Source organism: Cupriavidus sp. 96C5-1 (assembly GCF_057798855.1).
On the sequence record NZ_JBYOJU010000035.1, the window covers coordinates 69,249 to 89,461 of the forward strand.

Below are 20,213 nucleotides of genomic sequence, written 5' to 3' on the forward strand. Positions count from 1 at the left end.
ATCAAGATCGGGCTTTTTTGTGGCCGGGCCGCTTGCGCGGCCGGCACGTTCAGCAACGCAGCCTGCGGTTCAGAACACTTCCCACCAGGATTTGTCCTTGCGGCGTTGCCCATACTTGATGAAATCGCTGTTGGGGAAGTTCTTTTCCATCACGCGGGCGGTGTCGTCGCGCAAGTCCTTCAGGCCCAGCGAATCATACGAGCGGATCATGATGTACAGCGCTTCCTCGTTGGCCGGCGCGCCGTCATAGTCCTTGAGCGACTGCTGGGCGCGGTTGGCGGCGGCCAGGTACGCGCCGCGGCGGTAGTAGTAGCGTGCCGCGTGGACTTCGTGCTGTGCCAGCGAGTTCACGATGTACTGCATGCGCGCTGCGGAATCCGGCGTGTACTTGCTATCCGGGAAGCGCGTGACCAGCGTATTGAACGCGTCATACGCCGCGCGCGCGGCCTTGGGGTCGCGCTCGCTCAGGTCCTGGCCGGAAAAGCGGCCAAGCCAGCCCAGGTTGTCATTGAAGTTGATCAGACCCTTCAGGTAGAAGGCATAATCCACGTTCGGGTGATTCGGATGCAACTGGATGAAACGGTCGACCGAAGCCAGCGCGGCGGCGGTTTCGCCGTCCTTGTAGCTGGCGTAGGCGCTATCGATCTGCGCCTGCTGCGCGTAACGGCCAAAGGGATAGCGGCCTTCAAGCTTGTCATAGAGCTTCACCGCACGGGTAAAGTCACCGGAATCGAGAGCGTCCTTGGCTTCCGAATATAATTTGTTAGCCGACCAGCCGGCAGTTTCGTCTGGTTGATCCGACAGCAGGCCGCATGCCGACAGCATGACGCAGCCGCCTGCGAGCAGAATCGCTCCAATTCTTGCGCGCCAGCTGGCGCGCTTCATGCTCATCAATTGCATGGGCAACGTATCCCGGATGAAAAATAGCGTCAAGCATTATAGCCCAAGCCCCTTGCCGGAAACCGCCGCCAAGGGCATCGAGCAGCAAGCTGCCGATTCAGCCGACATCTTGAACGAGGTGGAGGACCTAGAAGACCTGATCGATGTGGCCGCGCCAGGCGGCCTGGAGGCAGGCGCGGAGGCATCCGCGATCGAGTTGGAAATGCAGCCCGTGGAGTTCGAAGTCGACAGCGCAGCACATGGCGAGCGGCTCGACAAGTTGCTCGCACGCCACCTCAATGGCTTCTCGCGCAGCCGCCTGCAGCAATGGATCGAGAGCGGCGCGGTGCTGGTGGACGGCGCGGTGCGCCGCTCGCGCGATTCCGTGCAAATGGGCGAGCGCGTTGCGGTCAGGCCGCAGGCGCCACCCGAGTCGCGCGCCTTTGTGCCTGAAGACGTGGCCCTGGAGGTGGTGCACGAAGACGCGGCGCTGCTGGTCATCGACAAGCCCGCCGGGCTGGTGGTGCATCCCGCCGCCGGCAATTGGGGCGGGACTGTGCTGAACGGCCTGCTGCACCGCTATCCCGAAGCCTCGGGCCTGCCGCGCGCGGGCATCGTCCACCGGCTCGACAAGGAGACTTCCGGGCTGATGGTGGTGGCGCGCACGCTCACCGCCCAGACCGATCTCGTGCGCCAGTTGCAGGCGCGCACCGTCAAGCGCAGCTACCTGGCGCTGGTGTGGGGCGTCACGCCCGAGTCGGGCACCATCGATGCGCCGATCGGCCGCGATCCGCGCGAACGGATCCGCATGGCGATCGTGCTCACCAACAGCGGCAAGCCTTCGCGGACCCATTTCCGCACCCTGGGCACGGTGCCGCTCGGGCGTGGCCATGTTTCTATGGTGATGTGCCAGCTGGAGACCGGCCGCACTCATCAGATCCGCGTGCATTTCGAGTCGATCGGCCATCCGCTGGTGGGCGATCCGGTCTACCATCGCGCCGCTACCCAGCGCGGGCAGCGCCCTGCGATCAAGGCGCCGCTGCCGGTGCCGCTGGGCCGCCAGGCGCTGCACGCGTTCCGGCTCGGGCTGGTGCATCCGGTCACCGGCAAGCATGTGCACTGGGAAGCGCCGCCGCCGGCCGACCTGCAGGCCCTGATCGACGCACTCGATTTCGACCGTGTCGGCGACGAGGACGAGGATGACGGCTGGGAGGAGGGCGAGGACGGCGTATGGGAGTACGGCGATGACGACTGAGGCGCCGTGGCTGGTCCCCGACTGGCCTGCGCCGGTCCGGGTGCACGCGCTCTCCACGACCCGCCAGGGCGGCCTCAGCCAGGGCCCTTACGGCCTGGCGGACGGCAGCCCTGGCGGGCTGAACCTCGGCACCCATGTGGGCGACGACACCTCGGTGGTCGCCGCCAACCGGGCCCGCCTGGCCACGCGGCTGCCTGCCATGCCGGCCTGGCTGGAGCAGGTGCATGGCTGTGCCGTCGCCACCGAGGACCAGTTCGCCGCTGACGAGGGCGTGGCGCCGCGGGCGGACGCAAGCATTGCCACGGTCCCCGGCCGGGTCTGTGCGGTGATGACCGCGGATTGCCTGCCGGTGCTGCTCTGCGACCGCGCCGGCACGGTGGTGGGCGCCGCGCATGCCGGCTGGCGCGGTCTGTGCAGCGGCGTCATCGAGGCTACCCTCACGCGCATGGCCGCGCAGGCGGGCCCGCAAGCCGAATGGCTGGCCTGGCTGGGGCCGGCTATCGGGCCGGGCGCCTTCGAGGTCGGGGCGGAGGTGCGGCAGGCCTTTCTTGCCGGGGCGCGTCCCGAGGAGATGGCCCGGGTCGATGGCGCCTTCCGCGCGGGCGTGCCGGGCAAGTATCTTGCCGATATCTATGCGCTTGCCCGCATTCGCCTTGCCCGCGCCGGCTGCGTCGAGGTTTATGGCGGGGACAGTTGCACCGTCAGTGACGCGCAGCGCTTCTATTCGTATCGGCGCGATGGCGTCACCGGCCGCATGGCGAGCCTGGTCTGGCTGGCCTCCTGATGCAGCGGCGTCGTTAGTCCCGGGCAGCCGGCGGGGGCTCTCCCGTGCCCGGCGCCCGCGGCTCCCCGCTGACGGAGGGATCGGATGTCGCCTGTCCGGGCTGAGCCAGTCTGGCTTCCTCAGCCTTGCGCCGGCGCCTGCGTCCGGGGGTGCCCATGATGTACACGACAAGGGCCACCGGCGCCAGCCCGTAGAAGACGAAGGTCGCCACGCCGGCGACCGCGGTATGCTCGGTGATGGCCATCATCAGGACCACATAGAGCCAACCGATTGCAACGATGTACATCAGAAAGTCATCCTTCTCGTGCAAGCTCGCCGCCGCGGCCAGTTGGGCCGTCAACGGGGGCCGGCGGGTTCATGCCTGGCGATTTTGCCGCTGGCCCTGGTCAGCGCAATTTTCCGCATTGACAGGCAGAACATTGCAAGGCAACAATGGCTTCGAATGTCTTGTGAGGCGGTGGTCTCACTGGCATTCAAAGGCTCAGCCGGGATCATCGGATCCGCGGTGCGGCGTATCCGGCAAGCATACCGCATGACATCACCAGCCGAGGGTGTCAGCGCGGGCCGGTCCCGAGGCTGGTGGCGGGGATGCTCCGCGGCGGCGGCAAGCCGTCCAGCCAGTCTTCATATAAGTGACGGCAGAGAGACGAAAAATCATGGCAACCGGCAAAGGTGCGGCAGCTTCCGTGAAGGAAGACAAGTCCCAACCGTTTTCATTTGCTTCGGGGCCATTCGATCCAGCGACATGGCTGGAATGGTCCCGTCAGGCACAGGCCAACGGTGCGAAGACCCAGCAGGGCATGCCTGGCATGCCCGGCATCCCAGGCTTTGAGGCATTGACTGGTTCCGCCATGGCGGGCGTGAAGATCGCGCCCGATCAGCTGGCCGATATCCAGCAACGCTACATGAAGGATTTCACCGAGTTGTGGCGCGGCATGGCCGAGGGTGGCGCCAATCCGGCGACGACACTGGCCGACCGCCGTTTTTCCGGCGATGCCTGGCGCAATAGCGCTGCTTTCCACTACGCGGCTGCCTTCTACCTGATCAATGCCCGTGCCATGAACGAGTTGGCGGATGCGGTCGAGGCCGATGCCAAGACGCGCCAGCGCATCCGCTTCGCGGTTTCGCAGTGGGTCGACGCCATGTCGCCGGCCAACTTCCTCGTCACCAATCCGGAGGCGCAGAAGCAGTTGTTCGAGTCGGGCGGCGAATCGCTGCGGGCCGGCGTGCGCAACATGCTGGAAGACCTCGGCCGCGGCAAGATCTCGCAGACCGACGAATCCGCCTTCGAGGTGGGCCGCAACGTGGCCGTGACCGAAGGCGCGGTGGTCTACGAGAACAGCTACTTCCAGCTGCTGCAGTACAAGCCGGCCACCGACAAGGTGTTCGCGCGCCCGCTGCTGCTGGTGCCGCCATGCATCAACAAATACTACATTCTCGACCTGCAGCCGCAGAGCTCGCTGGTGCGCTACATGGTGGAGCAGGGCCATACCGTCTACATGGTGTCCTGGCGCAATCCGGATGCTTCCATGGCTGAGCTCGGCTGGGATGACTACATCGAGCACGCCGCCATCCGCGCCATCGAAGTCACGCGCGAAATCAGTGGGCAGGACCAGATCAACGTACTCGGCTTCTGCGTGGGCGGCACCATCGTGGCCACCGCGCTGGCCGTGCTGGCCAAGCGCGGCCAGCGTCCGGCGGCGAGCCTGACCCTGCTGACGACGCTGCTGGATTTTGCCGATACCGGCGTGCTGGATGTGTTCGTCGACGAGGCGCACGTCAAGCTGCGCGAAGCCACCCTCGGCGGTGCCGCGGGCGCGCCGTGCGCGCTGCTGCGCGGTGTGGAGCTGGCCAATACATTCTCCTTCCTGCGTCCCAACGACCTGGTCTGGAACTACGTCGTCGACAACTACCTGAAGGGCAAGACGCCGGTACCGTTCGACCTGCTGTTCTGGAACGGCGACGCCACCAACCTGCCGGGTCCCTGGTATTGCTGGTATCTGCGCCATACCTATCTGCAGAATGAACTCAAGGTGCCGGGCAAGCTGACCGTGTGCAATGCACCGGTCGACCTGGGCAGCATCGATATCCCGACCTACGTCTACGGCTCGCGTGAAGACCACATCGTGCCGTGGACCTCGGCCTACGCCTCGACCGCGCTGCTCGAGAACAAGCTGCGCTTCGTGCTGGGCGCCTCCGGCCATATCGCCGGGGTGATCAACCCGCCGGCCAAGAACAAGCGCAGCCACTGGACCAACGACAAGCTTCCGGCGTCGGCCCAGGACTGGCTGAGCGGCGCCACCGAACATACCGGCAGCTGGTGGCCGGACTGGGCGTCCTGGCTGGCCAAGCACGCCGGCGCGCGCAAGGCAGCGCCCGCCGACTACGGCAACAAGGATTACCGCGCCATCGAGCCGGCGCCGGGCCGCTACGTCAAGGCCAAGGCATGACATTTGTCCAGGCCGGCGCCCCGAGGGGCCGCCGGCCTCTTTTACCCCTTATCCGCATCCAACTCGAGAGGTCCTCCCAATGACTGATATTGTCATCGTATCCGCTGCCCGTACCGCGGTTGGCAAGTTCGGCGGCTCGCTCGCCAAGATCCCCGCTCCCGAACTGGGCGCCATCGTCATCAAGGCCGCGCTCGAGCGCGCCGGCATCAAGCCCGAACAGGTCAGCGAAGTGATCATGGGCCAGGTGCTGACCGCCGGCTCCGGCCAGAATCCGGCGCGCCAGGCTGCCCTGAAGGCCGGCCTGCCCGTCATGGTGCCGGCCATGACCATCAACAAGGTGTGCGGCTCCGGCCTGAAGGCCGTGATGCTGGCCGCCAATGCGATTGCCGCGGGCGACGCCGAGATCGTGGTGGCCGGCGGCCAGGAAAACATGAGCGCAGCACCGCACGTGCTGCCGGGCTCGCGCGACGGCTTCCGCATGGGCGACGCCAAGCTGGTCGACAGCATGATCGTGGACGGCCTGTGGGACGTCTACAACCAGTACCACATGGGCGTCACCGCCGAGAACGTTGCCAAGGAATACGGCATCACGCGCGAAGCCCAGGACGCGTTCGCGGCCGCTTCGCAGAACAAGGCCGAAGCCGCCCAGAAGGCTGGCAAGTTCGACGAAGAAATCGTGCCGGTGCCGATTCCCCAGCGCAAGGGCGACCCGGTGCAGTTCGCCACCGACGAGTTCGTGCGTCATGGCGTCACGCAGGATGCCCTGGCCGGCCTCAAGCCCGCCTTCGACAAGGCCGGCACGGTGACCGCCGCCAACGCCTCGGGCCTGAACGACGGTGCCGCCGCGGTGGTGGTGATGTCGGCAGCCAAGGCCAAGGAACTCGGGCTGACCCCGCTTGCCACTATCCGTGCGTACGGCACGGCCGGCGTCGATCCCAAGGTGATGGGCATGGGCCCGGTGCCTGCCTCCCAGCGCTGCCTGTCGCGTGCCGGCTGGAGCGTGGAAGAGCTGGACCTGATGGAAATCAACGAAGCCTTCGCCGCCCAGGCCCTGGCCGTGCACAAGCAGATGGGCTGGGACACGTCCAAGGTCAACGTCAATGGCGGCGCCATTGCCATCGGCCATCCGATCGGTGCGTCGGGCTGCCGCGTGCTGGTCACCCTGTTGCACGAGATGAAGCGCCGCGGTTCCCGCAAGGGCCTGGCCTCGCTGTGCATCGGCGGCGGCATGGGCGTGGCGCTGGCGGTGGAACGCGAGTGAGCTTAGGTTTTTGCATGACTTGCCGCGCCTGAGAGCGCGCAAGCCGATCTGAGGGGTGTGCCGGCGGGGGGTGACGTCCCGCCGCCGGCGTCAATAACAACGAGCCATCAAGGAGTGGATATGACTCAGCGCATTGCATATGTAACCGGTGGCATGGGTGGCATTGGAACGGCCATCTGCCAGCGCCTGGCCAAGGATGGCTTCAAGGTGGTAGCCGGCTGCGGCCCCAACTCGCCGCGCCGCGAAAAGTGGCTCGAGCAGCAGAAGGCCCTGGGCTTCGATTTCGTCGCCTCGGAAGGCAATGTCGCCGACTGGGATTCGACCAAGACCGCGTTCGACAAGGTCAAGGCCGAAGTCGGCGAAGTCGACGTGCTCATCAACAATGCCGGCATCACGCGCGACGTGGTGTTCCGCAAGATGACGCGCGCCGACTGGGACGCCGTGATCGACACCAACCTGACCTCCCTGTTCAACGTGACCAAGCAGGTCATCGACGGCATGGCGGACCGTGGTTTTGGCCGCATCGTCAATATCTCGTCGGTCAACGGGCAGAAGGGCCAGTTCGGGCAAACCAACTACTCCACCGCCAAGGCCGGCCTGCACGGCTTCACCATGGCGCTGGCGCAGGAAGTGGCGACCAAGGGCGTGACCGTGAACACGGTATCGCCGGGCTATATCGCCACCGATATGGTCAAGTCGATCCGCCAGGACGTGCTGGACAAGATCGTCGGCACGATTCCGGTCAAGCGTCTTGGCGCGCCGGAGGAGATTGCCTCGATCTGCGCATGGCTGGCGTCCGAAGAGTCGGGGTTCTCGACTGGTGCGGATTTCTCGCTGAATGGCGGCCTGCATATGGGCTGATGGAGGGGAGCCGCCCGCTGGGCGGCTTTGTCTCCGTCGAGGCCCTCTGCGGAGGGCCTTTCGCTTTTTCAGGGGAGGGGTGTGCCTCAAAATCCGCATAGAAGCCTGTTGCTCTGCAGCAGGCTTTGCGTCCCGGCAGCGGATTTTGAATCCATGCCCCCAGTCGTCGATAGAGAGTCCTGGCTCGCGGAGGCCATCTGCGGCCAGCAATATTGCACTGCACTCCCTGCATCGCAGCAAGCCTGCCGGATTCCGGCAAAAGATCCCCCGATTCCCCGCTATCCATTGCCCGGTGCGGGTTTTCCTTAACGGCACCAGCTTTCAATAGTGCCTTGTTGGGCATAGAATCAGGGCAGCGGCATGCCCGCACCAAAAAAGATCATGCGTTGCAGGTCAACACATAGCATCCCCCGCTGGCGGCCCTTTGTTTGCGCACCGCACAGCATGCGGTGCAGCAGCATGCAACAGCGACGATAAAAGGATAGAGCACCGATGGCTACCACCAAGAAAGGCGCAGAGCGACTGATCAAGAAGTATCCAAATCGCCGGCTCTACGATACGCAGACCAGCACCTACATCACGCTTGCCGATGTGAAGCAGCTCGTGATGGATACCGAAGACTTCAAAGTGATCGACGCCAAGTCGGGCGACGAACTCACGCGCAGTATCCTGCTGCAGATCATCCTGGAAGAAGAAACCGGCGGCGTGCCCATGTTCTCCAGCGCGATGCTGTCGCAGATCATCCGCTTCTACGGCCATGCCATGCAGGGCATGATGGGCACCTACCTGGAAAAGAACATCCAGGCCTTCATCGACATCCAGAGCAAGCTGGCCGAGAACTCCAAGGGCCTGTACTCCGGCGAGCCTTTCAGCCCCGACATGTGGTCCCAGTTCATGAATATGCAGGGGCCGATGATGCAGGGGATGATGAGCAACTACATCGAGCAGAGCAAGAACCTGTTCGTGCAGATGCAGGAGCAGATGCAGAGCCAGGCCAAGAACATGTTCGGCACGTTCCCGTTCAACCAGCCGGAAAAGAAGTAAGCCGGCGCACGCCGCGCCGGCGACCCGGCGCGGTATCGCTTGGCAAGGCAACATCGCGATTTTTCGGTTGCCCGGGCCTGCCCTGGATGGGCCGGCCGGCGGAATCTCCCTTCCCATGCGCAAAGTCACCAGCACCCGCCGACGTTGCGTATTACACCAACAGAATTGCAGGTTCTCCGCTTGCTCAGAGCGGGCTTCGTGTCGCCTGACATGTGGACTCGAATCGGTTTGGTGTAGTCCCATTTTGGGACTATAATGGGCGCATGCGAATTATTGCGAAGCGCAATCTGCTGACGTTCTGCGAGCAGCACCCGGCTGCAAGGCAGCCGCTTCTGGCATGGCATGAAGAAGCCATTCAGGCGCGATGGTCGACCCCGCAAGACATCAAGGACCGATACGCGTCCGCCAGCTTTGTTGGCAGTAATCGTGTGGTGTTTAACATCGGTGGCAACAAGTACCGCTTGATCGTTGCAGTCGCATACCGCGTGGGCGTTGTCTACGTGAAGTTCATCGGGACACACGCCGAGTATGACCGGGCCGATGCGGCCACCGTGGAACTGGAGTAACGCATGGACATTCGACCTCTGCACACTGAAGAAGACTATCAGGCGGCGCTGGCCGACGTGTCGGCGCTAGTCGATATCGATCCCGCGCCCGGCACCCCCGAAGGGGATCGCCTGGAGATCATGGCGACCCTCATCGAGCGTTATGAGGCAGACCATTTCCCGCTGGAACACCCGGACGCCATCGAGGCAATTCGCTTCAGGATGGAGCAGGGCGGCCTGACCGCACGCGATATGCAGCCGTATTTCGGCAACCTGAATAGGGTGTATGAGGTGCTCAATCGCAAGCGCGGCCTCAGCCTCGCGATGATCCGGCGCCTCAATCAGGAATTGAAGATACCGGCAGACGTCTTGATCGGCTGACCTGCCTCGCCCGGCCGATCGGTTAAAATCCCCGCATCCGGGTAGCGCGCAGCACCATCGTGCTGTCTACCCCTCTTAAATGTGGCGATTCATACAGCGGACTCGCCTAGTACAGCGCGAATCCCAATGCCATCCGCAATCCAAGACACAAAGCCCGTCCCGGCGACCGGTTTCGGGTTCTTTCCCGCCTGTCGCCAGGAAAGGCGCTCGCCAGCAGCGCCCGCTTCCGAATGAGCCGGCTGTTCCTTGCTCCCATGGAGGGGCTTGCCGACTACGTGTTGCGCGACGTGCTGACCGCCACGGGCGCATACGACGGGTGCGTGTCCGAGTTCGTCAGGGTGACGGGCTCCCTGCTGCCCGAGCGCGTCTACGAGAGAGACACACCCGAGATTCTCCACGGAGGCCATACCCCCAGCGGTACACCGATGGTGATCCAGTTGCTGGGGAGCGATCCTGAATGGCTTGCGGTGAATGCCGCGCAGGCAGCCCGGCTGTCGCCGCATGGCGTGGACCTGAATTTCGGCTGCCCGGCCAAAGTCGTCAACCGGCACGGCGGCGGGGCGATGCTGCTGGCGGATCCCGAGTTGCTGAACCGGATCGTCGCGTCCGTTCGGGCCGCGGTGCCTGCCAGCATCGCCGTGACCGCAAAGATGCGGCTTGGCGTGTCCGATACGGCGCTGGCGATCGACTGCGCCACGGCCCTGGCCGAAGGGGGCGCGGCGTCCCTGGTCGTGCATGCCAGGACGCGCGATCATGGCTACCGGCCGCCGGCCCACTGGGAATGGATTGCGCGTATCGATGCTGCGGTGGACGTGCCGGTCACTGCCAACGGCGAAGTCTGGACGGTGGCCGACTGGGAGCGCTGCCGGGCGGTCAGCGGCTGCGCCGACGTGATGATCGGGCGGGGTGCCGTGTCGGATCCATTCCTGGCCTTGCGGATACGGGGACTGATGGACAGTACGCCCTGCGCCGAGGAATGGCCGTCGGTGCTCCGCCATATCGCCGGCTACCTGAAGAAGCTGCAGGCCAATGACGAATGCGCTCACGAGCACGGACGCGTCAAGCTGTGGCTCAGCTACCTGAAACGGACCTGGCCGCAAGCTGCCGAGCTGCATGCAGCCATCCGGCGCCTGCAAGGGGCGCTGGAGGTTCAGGCGGTGATCGAGAGCGCCCTGGAGGGCATGCCGCCAGGGACGTCACTCTCGTTCCAATAGGCTGGCGAGGGAAGGTCTACATGCGTTTGCACAGTGACGGCGGTCTTGCCAGCATTGAACGGATGCACGGGCGCCGGTAGGGCTTCCAGGGCAAACAGAGGAATCTCGAAAGCGCCGGGCACGTCGAAGCAGTCGATCTGGCCGCTCAGCATGCCGGTGGCCAACATGCGTGAGAGGAACGCCTCCCGTGCCGGATCGAGGATGTCCTTGTGCCAACCGGCCTGGATAAAGGCAATGCACTCGCCGTGCGCCTTGCCTGCGGTAGTTTGGGAAGTCTTGGAGTCAGCGGAATCAGCGATTTGCACGTTCTCCAATCCGGGGGAGCAGGCCTGCGTCTACGTGATTGCATTGGTGCGCCGATAGCGGTGCTATCGGGCGGGTTCAGGCGGAGCATCGGTTGCCGATGACTCGCTCCTTGCGCAGGTTTCGGTCACCGGTCGCCTGCACCGGCGTCGCAAGGCGCGTTGGCCTCCCGCACCGTTGTCGGCATCAATCGCTTGCGGTAGAAGAAATACACGGCCGACAAGCCAATCAGCCAGGGCGCGCCGACGATCCAAGAGATGTTCCAGAATTCGGTATCGAGTCCCATCGTCACCAGAATGGCTCCCAGCAGGGCTATGCCCGTCATCTGCGCGACCGGAAACATAGGCATGCGCACCGGCAGGTCGCGTCCCTTCCATGCGCGCCGGAAGCGCAGGTGCGTCACCAGGATCACCATCCACACGAAAAGGCCGCCGAACAGCGCAATGCCGAACAGGTAGTTGTAAGCCAGCGGACTGAAGAAAGACGTCGCCCCCGCCACCAGCACGCCCGCGCCGGAGATCAGCGTGGCTTTGAGCGGCGAGCCACTGGCCGACAGCTTGCCGATCGAGCGCGGCGCATAGCCGCCCCGAGCCAGTGAAAACAACGTACGCGATGCCAGGTAGATATTCGTGTTCATGCTGGAGAGCGCTGCCGTGATCACCACGAAGTTCATGATGCCGGCCGCATGGCGGATGCCAGCGTGCTCGAACAGCTTGACGAAGGGGCTTTGCTGAACCACCTTGGCACCGGCTTCGGTCCACGGCAGGTAGGCCACCATGAGGCCTAGCGCCAGGATATAGAACAGCGTGAGACGCAAGACCATCGAATGCAGGGCCTGCGGGATCGCGCGCGACGGATCCTGGGCCTCGCCCGAGGTGACGGCCACCACCTCCACGCCGTAGAAGGAGAAGATCGCCATCAGCACTCCCATCCACACCCCGCCGAAGCCGTGCGGCATGAAGCCGCCCGGCAGGCCGCTCAGGTTGTGCAGGCCCACGCCCGGCGTGCCGGTGCCAAGGCCGAACACGTAAGCGATGCCGACCACGATGAACGCGACGATCGCCACGACCTTGATCAGCGCGAACCAGTATTCGAATGACCCGAAGTTGGTCACCGAGCGGCAGTTGACGTAGATCAGCCCAACGCCAAAGGCCATCGACCATAGCCAGACCGGAATGCCCGGAAACCAGAAACCCATGTAGATGCCGGCCGCAATGGCTTCGCCTCCGATTGCCACCACCTCGATCATCCAGTAGGTGTAGCGCACCACGAACCCGACCCCGCGGCTCACATACATCTCCGCGTAAGTGCCGAACGAGCCGGCAGTGGGATGCGCCACCGCCATTTCCGACAGGCTGAATACCATGATCACGGCAATCAGCGCGGCAATGGCGTAGCTGATCAGGACCGCCGGGCCGGCGTAGCCAATGGCAATGCCGCTACCCATGAAAAGACCGGTGCCGATGGCGCCACCAATCCCGATCATGGCAATCTGCCGTTGCGTCAGGGCTTTGTGCAAACCGCCTTCCCTTGAAGTGATGCTTGTCTCTTCCATGTCGCACGTCCTTGTCGTTGTTGTGCCGGGTCAGCGAGTCAATGGGTCAGGTTTCAGGTTTCAGGCAGCAATGCAGACAGCACGTCCAGCACCGCGGGGGTAGTCAGCACCCCCGGCGACATGCGCAAGGTGCTGCCCCGCGTGTCGACCAGGACGCCGTGTTCGGCAAGCGCAGCCTCCAGGTCGCGCGGTTCGATCCGGGATGGCAATTCGACCATCACACTGCCACCGCGCTGCGCGTCATCGCGTGGCGAGCGCAGGCGATAGCCTTTGGCGTCGCCCAAGGCGATCAATTGATGCGACAGCCTGAGGTTGTGCGCGCGCAAGCCGGCGGCGGCAGGCGACAGCCGCCATGCCAGGCCGGGACCGGAAGCCACAAAGGGCAGGAACGACGGCGTGCCATTGTCGAAACGGCGCGCGTCTGCAGCAAGTGCGAAACGTTGCAGATCCCAGTTGAATGGATCGGGCTGGCTGAACCAGCCTTGCACCAGCGGCGCAAGTTCGCCATTGAGCAGGACCGGATTGATAAAGGCGAGGCCTGTACCCGGCGCTCCACACAGCCACTTGAGGGTCGTGCTGGCGGCGAAATCGACGGCCGGTTGCATGACATCGAAATCAAGGATGCCGACACCTTGCGTCGTATCCACCGCGATCAGGCTGCCCTGTGCACGTCCGTGAGCTACCAGCCGCGTCAGGTCCGCGCGTTTCGAGGCGGTCGAGGTCACCCATGTGATGACGGCAAGCGCCACATCGTCTTGCCAGCGCGCCATGAAGGCGTCATCGGTCACGTAAGGCGCATTCGCCGCGAGCGGCACGGTGTCGAGCGTGAAACCCAGCAGGGGCGCGAGCCCACGCAACATGAAGTGCAGACTGGGAAAGCAGTCCGCGGCAATCAGCACGCGCCGGCCGGCGAGGCGCCGGCGGCCAAGAGCGCCGACGAACCTGGCGAACGCCTCGGTCACGTTTTCGGCGGCGAACACCGCGTGCGCCGGTGCGCCGATCAGCGCCGCCCAATGGTCGAGCACCTGCCGGCGCGCTGCCAGTCCGTCATCCCAGCGCCGAAGATGGGGCCGGCACCAGCTCGAAGCGAAGGCGCCGAGCGCGTCGCGCATGGCCTCTTGCTGTCCGGGGAACTGGCCGACCGAGTGATACAGAAGCCAGCCTGGCTGATTGGACTCAGGGGAATCGTTCATCATTTCGCTCCATGCAAAAAAGTCGGAGGCTTGCGTCAGAAGCTGTGGCGGATGCCCAAGGCAATGCCAGTCTGGTGTTGTGCGCCCGGCAGTTCCGTTCCGGCCCCGCCGGTGACGCGGTTGTGGTCGACCGTGGCATACAGCTGGGTGCGCTTTGACAGCGCATGCTCGGCCAGCCACACGCCCGTGTAGCGTTTGCCGTTGGTGCCGGCAAGACCGTTGAGGTTCTTCATGGCGCCGAAGTAGAGTGCGCCAGTGATCGCAAGCGATGGCGCAGCCTGCCAGGTCACGCCGGCAAAGAGCGTCATGTCCTTGCGCGGATTGGCGCTGAACGAGCCGGTGGCGATCGTGCGGTTGGGATCGTTAAGCGCGCTGTCGACGAATCCTGTGGTATCGCGGCCGCCCATATATCCCAGGGAGAGCGTGGCCGAGCCTGCCGCGTAGCGCGCGCCAAGCCCCCACATGCGCTGCACGCCATTGCCGAGATCGCGCATCTCCTGATAGGTGCCGCCCAAGCGAAGCTGGCCCGCGGCATAGGAAGCGCGCACGCCCCAGTAGTTGTTTCTCCCCAGACGCCCTGGTTGCTGGCCGAACCCGTAGGTGGCACCCGCCGTGAGGCCGCCAAAGCGCCCGGTGTAAGCGACGGTATGGTCAATGCGGCCGACCGTCATGAAGAAGGGCCACGCATTGGCCGTGTAGTTGCCGACCGTGAGCGGGTCGAAGTCTCCGAACAGGTTGAACGCCTCCGTACCCCGACGGCCAAGGGTAACCGTGCCCCGGCTGCCCGACAGGCCGGCATATGCATATCGTCCGAATAGGCGGCCGCCCTGATTGAGCTGGCCGGTTTGCGGATCGAAGCCGCCTTCCATTAGAAACAACGCCTTCAGGCCGCCCCCCAGGTCCTCGTCGCCTTTGAGACCCCACCGACTGTTGGTGATAGCACCATTCGTCAATGCTAGGTTGCCATCTCTGGCCGAATCGGTACTGGTCGTATAGCGCACGCTTTGGTCAACGATGCCGTACAGCGTGACCGCACTCTGTGCCAGCGCGCTGCCGGTCAGCCCTAGCCCGACGGTAGATACGACGATCCGAAGCTTGGGTTGCATAGCGTCTCCTCTCTTTTTTGCGCGACTTGCCTGGCGACGGGCACCGGGATTCCATTGCCAAACGCGGCGCTCGACTCTCGGAACGAGACTCGGACATGTCGATGTGCCAGGGCAAGGTGCGTGTCGGCATCAGCCGGCCCCATGCAGGCACCGGCAGTTCGTTTCTTGATTGAGGTCCGAATCTCAAGGGGTTCGCGTCATTTGTGGGGAGGGCCGGCCGCGAAAGCCGGCTACGAAGCAATAGCGAAGTCGGCCGGCAGCGTCACTTCCAGCAAATGCAGGTCAGGTGAACAGGATTCGAAGGCGTAGCCCACATTGGCCGGAAGCGTGATGCTGTCATCGGCTGCAAGGGAATAGCGCTGAATGCCTTGCACCACATCGAACGTACCCGCCAACACAAAGTAGAAACAAAACTCCGTGTTATGGGCTTGGGTACGTTGACCGGTCGCGCCACTATGCCGAACGACTCTCACGCCGGCGAGACCCCGCGTGGCTGCACCGATGCCGGTATCGGACACCTCGAAGCCCGCGATGCGCCACGGCCGCCATATCGCCTCTGCCGCAATATGACGAACGAACTGTTGGCCCTCGAAATCACGAACCGGATGCTGGGCAGGGGTCGGCAGCGACATCTCGTGGTCAACCATCGTGATGTGCTCGGCGGGACTGCTGACCTCGACCACTTCGGCGCCAGCCGAACTGGCCAGCACGCGATGCCGGATCGTGGGCGGCTGCAGGACACAGTCACCTGCGTGTAACTCGAACGGTTCGCCCTGTCCTTCATACACCACACGTACCCAACCTCTACGGCAAAAGATCGACTGAAAACGCACTTTGTGAAAATGCACATAGTCCGGGACCGGTCCTCCGTCGAGGATGCGGATGTGGGACGCGATGAACGCGCCGCCATGGCGCTCGGGGATCAGGTCGCGATAGCGCAGCCCGGCTCGGCCGACGTGCCATTGCGCCTGATCGCCAACGCGCGTCAGGACTAGCGATTGTCGCGTGGCAGGCAGCCGCATCGGAGGATCTGCCGCGATGAGCCGGATACGCACGCCGTTTGGCGCCACGCATTCGCGTGCGCCATCCGCGAATTGACAAGGATCGCCGCAAAGAATGTGCAATTCCTGTACGCCGACCTTGGTGCTTACCCCCAAACGAATCGAGAGGCCTCGGCTCGAGATGATTGCAGTTGACGGATTGTCCGCGGGAAAGATGGCATCAATGCGGAATCCCAGCACATCATGAAAGAAATCCAGCGTTGGACCCAGGACATCGCAAGACATCGAGATCTGATAGCCATGCGCATTGGCTACCGGATGCGCGGGGAGAAATGCATCGTCAGTGAATTTCAAAATGGTGCTCCACCTAAACCGGATATGAGATATCCGCGTGCCTGTGAAATCCAGCCATCAGTGTTTGCTGAGGCAATCCAGAAAACCGGGAGCGGCGGCTGGGGCCGGGTACCGCATTGCTTGCATTCTATAGAGGACGAAATAGAATGAGCTTTGAATATCAACGGCAATATTGGGCGATCTGAGTAGGGTCTTCGAAGATTGACCATCCAAACAGCGAATTATTCGAAATGAACCTCGATCGAACGGACATGCGCATCCTGCGCCAGCTTGAGCGTGACGGACGTATCAGCAATCAGGACCTGGCGAATGCGGTGTCGCTCTCCCCGGCGGCGTGCCACAGGCGAGTCAAGTTGCTGGAAGAGAACGGGATCATCGAGAGTTATCGCTGCGTCATCGCGCCGAAGAAGATCGGCGTTGCGTTCGAGGCGCTCGTGCATGTGTCGATGCGTCCCGACGTCGACGAATGGCATCAGAAATTTCTGATGGCGATCCAGGATTGGCCGGAGGTAGTCTCGGCAAAGATCGTCACGGGAACCTCAAACTACGTGATGACGGTACGGGCACGCAATCTCGACCACTATTCCGATTTCGTCGTCAATCACCTGCACCGCGCCGCAGGCGTGATGTCGATCAATTCGAACGTCGTGCTGGCCACGATCAAATGCGATGGATCGATCCTGGATCTCGTGAAAAATGAGGCTTCTTCTTCGTGCGACGGATAGCGATGGATAGCCGGAGAGCGTGGATAGAATGCGCAGGTATGCGGAATCATTTAGGATAAAATCAATAATCTGTCTTGTGAAATTCTGAAAATTACAAGCTTTCCCATCGGCATCCCTGGCATCCTTGTCGGTCAAGACCGCAATATTGGACCTTAACTACCATCCTCTTTTTGGCAGGACATGATCATGAAGCCCAGACATGTAGCGTTCGCCCCGGCAATTCCGCCAGCCGCGCTCAGCGCCCTGGGTATTTCCGTCTGCGGGTATCAGGGGATATCGACGACGGCAGTGGCGCGCCTTGAGCCTTCCAGTGCCTATGCAAAAACTATTTTGATCCCGGACGGCAATGACGCTTGGTGGACAAGGCTCGGATCACCCATTGCAGAAACATCAGGTCGGCTTGTGGGTGCCTGCGGGCCGCGCCCCTGTTTGCGCCGGCCATGGCGGCACAATGACCTGCGTGGAGTTGCTGTTGCCGCCTTGGGTAAGTCGAATGATTCGGCGCGAACTTGCCGGCGATAGCATGGGCGGTTCACACTGGAGGTACTTGGAGGCAAGCGGAATGCGCAGCGGCTACCAGCCCATCCGATCAGCCAGGTTCACGAATTGCTGCCGTTGGCGCGCTAACCGGTAAACTGCGCATCGTGGACATCCTTGACGCCCTGCGCCTGGCCCCGAGTGCCGACCTGTACCGCCTGTATCTGACTATTGGGCGGATGATCAATGATCCCAAGCGTATCCTCGAGGTCCACAGGCATCTGCATATTGGCATGACTGTCGGCTACATCGCCGACGACCTCACTTAGCCGCTGCGCCAGGGGCGCATCCTCGAGTCGCGTCAGACGCAGGCTGTGGTCCAGGACATCGCCAGTGGCCGACACTGGGGCTTGCCCTACCCGCCGTACTCGCCGAGCCCACTACCGCCGCGCAGCAACCGCCGCATGCTTCACCGCCACCGCCACCGCCACCGGCACCGCAGGGATGAATTCCAGCGGCGCACCGTCTGGGCCGCAGGCATGCCCGAGCGTCTGTCGGAGCAAGCCCTGACCCTGATCGAGGCTCCTGAGTCAGGGTTGATCTTCAGCGCGGCGAGCCTATGGGAGATCGCCATCAAGCGCGGGCTCGGGCGAGCAGACTTCCGGGTGGACGCGCGGCTGCTGCGCCGAGGGTTGCTCGACAACGGCTACAGCGAACTACCCATCGGCAGCGAGCACGCGGTGGCCATCGACAGTTTGCCCCCGATTCATAGGGATCCATTCGACCGCCTACTCGTAGCCCAGGCCACAGTCGAGGGCTTTACGCTGCTGACGTCCGACGCGCTTGTGGCCCAGTACCCCGGGGTCGGTCCGGCTCATCTAGCGCGCCATCCGTATCCTGATTTTTGAGGCACACAAGGGAAACCTATAAGCCAGGTCTGGAAATGGTCCAACTGTCAATGGTCGGCCGTGTTTTTATCGTTCGCGTCGTTGCATACGATTTTGCAATAGAGCGCTTTCCTTCGGAAGGGGCACACATTCGCCTTCAAGCCTGACAAGCCTGTCGTTCTCGATTTTTGCGGAAAAGTAGCCATTGCTGGCCTTGCCACAGCGCCAGAAATAGGTTTGCCCACCGTCAATGCCATCAGAATTGCCCAGCCAGAAAACGATCTTGGAGATGGGGTCTCCTGTTTTGAGATGATGAACTTGCGATGACGGACTAGCCGGGTATCCGCAATTGTCAAACCAATAGCAAAGGCGAGTCACGCAACGGGATTGGGCAGATGCGTATTGTCCCCCGAAGAGTTCGCACGGGGTCCGCGCGGCGCCTAAAACGTAGCCATAGCGCATTTCTTCCAGGATGAGAAGGATTAGTGCGCCCGCAACAAGCCCTATCGTGGACAAGATCTTATTCGCTTTTTTATTTCTCATATTTTCTATTTTAGCGTAGGCATCAAACAATGCCTTGTGGCAGCCAGACTGACAGAAAAGTCCGCCGCTCCATACAGGCGCGAAGGCGTGGTACGAGTGCCGGAGGCATCAAGATCGGAAGTTGGCGGCACCCTGACACGAATGGTCGGGAGCAAAGCCGTGGAGGGGGGGCGAGATTGACCGCGCGCTCATTGATCGCTTAACGGTTCATCTCTTTGATATCCGGGGTGCCGGGGCAGAAGGCGCTGCTTGGCGAGCTTGGAACTGGTCTCTTCCAATGTTGTCATCGCCAGCAGGAATGCCGGTAGCCAATGGCGGAAGATGGGGATGCGCATGGTCCCCCCTGCGCTCGGCACTCACCCGGGGGACACCGCGTCCAGTTGACGGTCATATTTCTTGATGGTCGTGACGGCGGCGGGCGCGACCGGCGAGCCCGCGTGGCTTTGTTCAGGTGCGGGTAATCGACGCACCACCGTCAACCAGCGAGGCGGTGCCGGTCACGAAAGCCGAATCGTCCGAGGCCAGATACAGCACCGAACGGGCCAGTTCCTCGGCCTTGGCTACGCGCTTGAGCGCATGGAGGTTGGTGATAAAGCTTTGCGATTCCGCCGTGTTGTTCATGCTGCGGTACATCTCCGTGTCCACCGCGCCCGGCAGGATCGCGTTGACGCGCACGCCCTGCGGCCCGAACTCGGCGGCCAGGGCCTGCGTGAGGCCGATCAGGCCCGACTTGCTGGCCGCGTAAGCCGCGACCCCCGGGAAGGCAAAGGTGTAGCCAACGAAGGTGGACGTGAAAACGACCGAACCGCCGCCGTGCTTGAGCATCTGCGCGATCTGGTGCTTGGCGCCCAGGAAGGCACCGGTCAGGTTGATGGCGATGGTGTCGTTCCAGCCCGCTTCCGATACCTCGGTGCTGGGGCCGTTCTCGCCCAGCGTGCCGGCGTTGTTGAAGGCGATATCCAGGCGCCCGTAGCGCTCGACGGCCAGCGCGACGAGGGCCTCGGCATAGCGCTCGGCGCGCACGTCGCCCGCCAGCGCCGCCGCGTCGCCGCCATCGGCACGGATTTCCGCGACAAGTGCTTCCAGTTCGTCCGCGCGACGCGCGCCAACGATGACCTTGGCCCCTTCGGCAGCAAACAATCTAGCCGTGGCGCGGCCGATGCCGGAACTGGCACCGGTGACGATGGCGACTTTTCCAGACAAGCGTCCCATAGCAATCTCCTGTTTGGCGCCCGGCGACGGTATTCGCTTTGCGCGCTTTGATTCACATGGATTGGCCGGCGAGGCGATAACGAGGCTTGCTCCCGCATGCCAGGGCGCCTTCGCCGCTTTTGAGGAGTATCGTTTCCGGTGGCTGTTCGCGGTAGAGTGCGGATCACGGAACTGCTTTTCGGG

General features: G+C 63.2%; 22 protein-coding genes. 12 read left to right on the forward strand and 10 right to left on the reverse strand.

Annotated features, from left to right (window positions below; translation table 11 throughout):
• Window positions 1–69: 69 nt before the first annotated feature.
• Window positions 70–900, reverse strand: a complete 831-nt coding sequence (locus AC3FOF_RS30825) for an outer membrane protein assembly factor BamD (RefSeq protein WP_035809678.1) — start codon at window positions 898–900, stop codon at window positions 70–72.
• A 16-nt stretch (window positions 901–916) separates the two neighbouring features.
• On the opposite strand from AC3FOF_RS30825, the gene AC3FOF_RS30830 reads away from it, so the two are divergent.
• Both AC3FOF_RS30830 and pgeF read left to right on the forward strand, forming a co-directional pair.
• On the forward strand, window positions 917–2,134 hold the full coding sequence (locus AC3FOF_RS30830; RefSeq protein ID WP_276264334.1) for an RluA family pseudouridine synthase: 1,218 nt from the start codon (window positions 917–919) through the stop codon (window positions 2,132–2,134).
• The gene (gene pgeF, locus AC3FOF_RS30835; RefSeq protein ID WP_488728743.1) at window positions 2,124–2,918 is read left to right on the forward strand and encodes a peptidoglycan editing factor PgeF; all 795 of its coding nucleotides are present in this window, start codon (window positions 2,124–2,126) and stop codon (window positions 2,916–2,918) included. Before AC3FOF_RS30830 ends, pgeF begins: the two co-directional genes overlap by 11 nt.
• A 13-nt stretch (window positions 2,919–2,931) precedes the next feature.
• On the opposite strand, the gene AC3FOF_RS30840 is transcribed toward pgeF, so the two are convergent.
• Window positions 2,932–3,204, reverse strand: coding sequence for a hypothetical protein (locus AC3FOF_RS30840; RefSeq protein ID WP_051078593.1), 273 nt, complete (start codon window positions 3,202–3,204; stop codon window positions 2,932–2,934).
• A gap of 370 nt (window positions 3,205–3,574) precedes the next feature.
• Between AC3FOF_RS30840 and phaC the strand changes: the two genes are divergently transcribed.
• The 7 genes from phaC to AC3FOF_RS30875 all read left to right on the forward strand — a co-directional run bounded on the left by phaC (window position 3,575) and on the right by AC3FOF_RS30875 (window position 10,674).
• The gene (phaC, locus tag AC3FOF_RS30845) at window positions 3,575–5,368 is read left to right on the forward strand and encodes a class I poly(R)-hydroxyalkanoic acid synthase (RefSeq protein WP_488728744.1); all 1,794 of its coding nucleotides are present in this window, start codon (window positions 3,575–3,577) and stop codon (window positions 5,366–5,368) included.
• A 79-nt stretch (window positions 5,369–5,447) separates the two neighbouring features.
• Window positions 5,448–6,629, forward strand: a complete 1,182-nt coding sequence (locus tag AC3FOF_RS30850) for an acetyl-CoA C-acetyltransferase (protein WP_017229829.1) — start codon at window positions 5,448–5,450, stop codon at window positions 6,627–6,629.
• 120 nt (window positions 6,630–6,749) lie between these two features.
• Entirely contained in the window at window positions 6,750–7,490 is a 741-nt protein-coding gene (locus AC3FOF_RS30855; protein WP_017229830.1) for a 3-ketoacyl-ACP reductase, read from the forward strand.
• Between the two features lie 492 nt (window positions 7,491–7,982).
• The gene (phaR, locus tag AC3FOF_RS30860) at window positions 7,983–8,534 is read left to right on the forward strand and encodes a polyhydroxyalkanoate synthesis repressor PhaR (RefSeq protein ID WP_017229831.1); all 552 of its coding nucleotides are present in this window, start codon (window positions 7,983–7,985) and stop codon (window positions 8,532–8,534) included.
• Window positions 8,535–8,797: 263 nt separating this feature from the next.
• Window positions 8,798–9,100: a type II toxin-antitoxin system HigB family toxin gene (locus AC3FOF_RS30865; RefSeq protein ID WP_017229832.1), complete on the forward strand. Its 303-nt coding sequence runs from the start codon at window positions 8,798–8,800 to the stop codon at window positions 9,098–9,100.
• A gap of 3 nt (window positions 9,101–9,103) precedes the next feature.
• Complete coding sequence (locus tag AC3FOF_RS30870) at window positions 9,104–9,460, forward strand: helix-turn-helix domain-containing protein (protein WP_017229833.1); 357 nt, start codon at window positions 9,104–9,106, stop codon at window positions 9,458–9,460.
• Between the two features lie 230 nt (window positions 9,461–9,690).
• Entirely contained in the window at window positions 9,691–10,674 is a 984-nt protein-coding gene (locus AC3FOF_RS30875) for a tRNA-dihydrouridine synthase (protein WP_017229834.1), read from the forward strand.
• Here AC3FOF_RS30875 and AC3FOF_RS30880 read toward each other — a convergent pair.
• The 5 genes from AC3FOF_RS30880 to AC3FOF_RS30900 form a co-directional block, all read right to left on the reverse strand.
• Window positions 10,611–10,979 carry a 6,7-dimethyl-8-ribityllumazine synthase gene (locus tag AC3FOF_RS30880; protein ID WP_488728745.1) on the reverse strand — a complete coding sequence of 123 codons (369 nt, stop codon included), beginning with the start codon at window positions 10,977–10,979 and terminating at the stop codon, window positions 10,611–10,613. The genes AC3FOF_RS30875 and AC3FOF_RS30880 overlap by 64 nt on opposite strands.
• Window positions 10,980–11,104: 125 nt before the next feature.
• The gene (locus tag AC3FOF_RS30885; protein WP_488728746.1) at window positions 11,105–12,532 is read right to left on the reverse strand and encodes an amino acid permease; all 1,428 of its coding nucleotides are present in this window, start codon (window positions 12,530–12,532) and stop codon (window positions 11,105–11,107) included.
• 53 nt (window positions 12,533–12,585) lie between these two features.
• Complete coding sequence (locus AC3FOF_RS30890) at window positions 12,586–13,644, reverse strand: aminotransferase class V-fold PLP-dependent enzyme (protein ID WP_488728747.1); 1,059 nt, start codon at window positions 13,642–13,644, stop codon at window positions 12,586–12,588.
• A 116-nt stretch (window positions 13,645–13,760) separates the two neighbouring features.
• Window positions 13,761–14,831, reverse strand: a complete 1,071-nt coding sequence (locus tag AC3FOF_RS30895; RefSeq protein WP_488728748.1) for a porin — start codon at window positions 14,829–14,831, stop codon at window positions 13,761–13,763.
• 230 nt (window positions 14,832–15,061) lie between these two features.
• Window positions 15,062–16,186 (reverse strand): cupin domain-containing protein, encoded by a 1,125-nt coding sequence (locus AC3FOF_RS30900; RefSeq protein ID WP_488728749.1) that lies wholly within the window; start codon window positions 16,184–16,186, stop codon window positions 15,062–15,064.
• Between the two features lie 230 nt (window positions 16,187–16,416).
• On the opposite strand from AC3FOF_RS30900, the gene AC3FOF_RS30905 reads away from it, so the two are divergent.
• The 3 genes from AC3FOF_RS30905 (at window position 16,417) to AC3FOF_RS30915 (ending at window position 18,296) form a co-directional block, all read left to right on the forward strand.
• A complete protein-coding gene (locus tag AC3FOF_RS30905) occupies window positions 16,417–16,911 on the forward strand; it encodes an Lrp/AsnC family transcriptional regulator (protein ID WP_035816124.1) in 495 nt (164 codons plus the stop codon).
• A gap of 644 nt (window positions 16,912–17,555) precedes the next feature.
• Window positions 17,556–17,717, forward strand: coding sequence for a hypothetical protein (locus tag AC3FOF_RS30910; protein WP_488728750.1), 162 nt, complete (start codon window positions 17,556–17,558; stop codon window positions 17,715–17,717).
• Between the two features lie 135 nt (window positions 17,718–17,852).
• Window positions 17,853–18,296: a type II toxin-antitoxin system VapC family toxin gene (locus AC3FOF_RS30915; protein WP_488728751.1), complete on the forward strand. Its 444-nt coding sequence runs from the start codon at window positions 17,853–17,855 to the stop codon at window positions 18,294–18,296.
• Window positions 18,297–18,362: 66 nt separating this feature from the next.
• On the opposite strand, the gene AC3FOF_RS30920 is transcribed toward AC3FOF_RS30915, so the two are convergent.
• From AC3FOF_RS30920 to AC3FOF_RS30930, 3 genes are all read right to left on the reverse strand, one after another.
• Window positions 18,363–18,848 (reverse strand): hypothetical protein, encoded by a 486-nt coding sequence (locus tag AC3FOF_RS30920; protein ID WP_488728752.1) that lies wholly within the window; start codon window positions 18,846–18,848, stop codon window positions 18,363–18,365.
• A 158-nt stretch (window positions 18,849–19,006) separates the two neighbouring features.
• Window positions 19,007–19,153, reverse strand: coding sequence for a hypothetical protein (locus AC3FOF_RS30925; protein ID WP_488728753.1), 147 nt, complete (start codon window positions 19,151–19,153; stop codon window positions 19,007–19,009).
• Window positions 19,154–19,265: 112 nt separating this feature from the next.
• On the reverse strand, window positions 19,266–20,030 hold the full coding sequence (locus AC3FOF_RS30930) for an SDR family oxidoreductase (RefSeq protein WP_488728754.1): 765 nt from the start codon (window positions 20,028–20,030) through the stop codon (window positions 19,266–19,268).
• Between the last annotated feature and the right edge of the window lie 183 nt (window positions 20,031–20,213).

What these genes read in the sequence shown, in the direction of transcription:
- AC3FOF_RS30825 (WP_035809678.1), bottom strand. Translation starts at nt 900, where the DNA reads ATGCAATTGATGAGCATGAAGCGCGCCAGCTGGCGCGCAAGAATTGGA.
- AC3FOF_RS30830 (WP_276264334.1), top strand. Translation starts at nt 917, where the DNA reads ATGAAAAATAGCGTCAAGCATTATAGCCCAAGCCCCTTGCCGGAAACC.
- pgeF (WP_488728743.1), top strand. Translation starts at nt 2,124, where the DNA reads ATGACGACTGAGGCGCCGTGGCTGGTCCCCGACTGGCCTGCGCCGGTC.
- AC3FOF_RS30840 (WP_051078593.1), bottom strand. Translation starts at nt 3,204, where the DNA reads ATGTACATCGTTGCAATCGGTTGGCTCTATGTGGTCCTGATGATGGCC.
- phaC (WP_488728744.1), top strand. Translation starts at nt 3,575, where the DNA reads ATGGCAACCGGCAAAGGTGCGGCAGCTTCCGTGAAGGAAGACAAGTCC.
- AC3FOF_RS30850 (WP_017229829.1), top strand. Translation starts at nt 5,448, where the DNA reads ATGACTGATATTGTCATCGTATCCGCTGCCCGTACCGCGGTTGGCAAG.
- AC3FOF_RS30855 (WP_017229830.1), top strand. Translation starts at nt 6,750, where the DNA reads ATGACTCAGCGCATTGCATATGTAACCGGTGGCATGGGTGGCATTGGA.
- phaR (WP_017229831.1), top strand. Translation starts at nt 7,983, where the DNA reads ATGGCTACCACCAAGAAAGGCGCAGAGCGACTGATCAAGAAGTATCCA.
- AC3FOF_RS30865 (WP_017229832.1), top strand. Translation starts at nt 8,798, where the DNA reads ATGCGAATTATTGCGAAGCGCAATCTGCTGACGTTCTGCGAGCAGCAC.
- AC3FOF_RS30870 (WP_017229833.1), top strand. Translation starts at nt 9,104, where the DNA reads ATGGACATTCGACCTCTGCACACTGAAGAAGACTATCAGGCGGCGCTG.
- AC3FOF_RS30875 (WP_017229834.1), top strand. Translation starts at nt 9,691, where the DNA reads ATGAGCCGGCTGTTCCTTGCTCCCATGGAGGGGCTTGCCGACTACGTG.
- AC3FOF_RS30885 (WP_488728746.1), bottom strand. Translation starts at nt 12,532, where the DNA reads ATGGAAGAGACAAGCATCACTTCAAGGGAAGGCGGTTTGCACAAAGCC.
- AC3FOF_RS30890 (WP_488728747.1), bottom strand. Translation starts at nt 13,644, where the DNA reads ATGCGCGACGCGCTCGGCGCCTTCGCTTCGAGCTGGTGCCGGCCCCAT.
- AC3FOF_RS30895 (WP_488728748.1), bottom strand. Translation starts at nt 14,831, where the DNA reads ATGCAACCCAAGCTTCGGATCGTCGTATCTACCGTCGGGCTAGGGCTG.
- AC3FOF_RS30905 (WP_035816124.1), top strand. Translation starts at nt 16,417, where the DNA reads ATGAACCTCGATCGAACGGACATGCGCATCCTGCGCCAGCTTGAGCGT.
- AC3FOF_RS30915 (WP_488728751.1), top strand. Translation starts at nt 17,853, where the DNA reads ATGCTTCACCGCCACCGCCACCGCCACCGGCACCGCAGGGATGAATTC.
- AC3FOF_RS30925 (WP_488728753.1), bottom strand. Translation starts at nt 19,153, where the DNA reads ATGCGCATCCCCATCTTCCGCCATTGGCTACCGGCATTCCTGCTGGCG.
- AC3FOF_RS30930 (WP_488728754.1), bottom strand. Translation starts at nt 20,030, where the DNA reads ATGGGACGCTTGTCTGGAAAAGTCGCCATCGTCACCGGTGCCAGTTCC.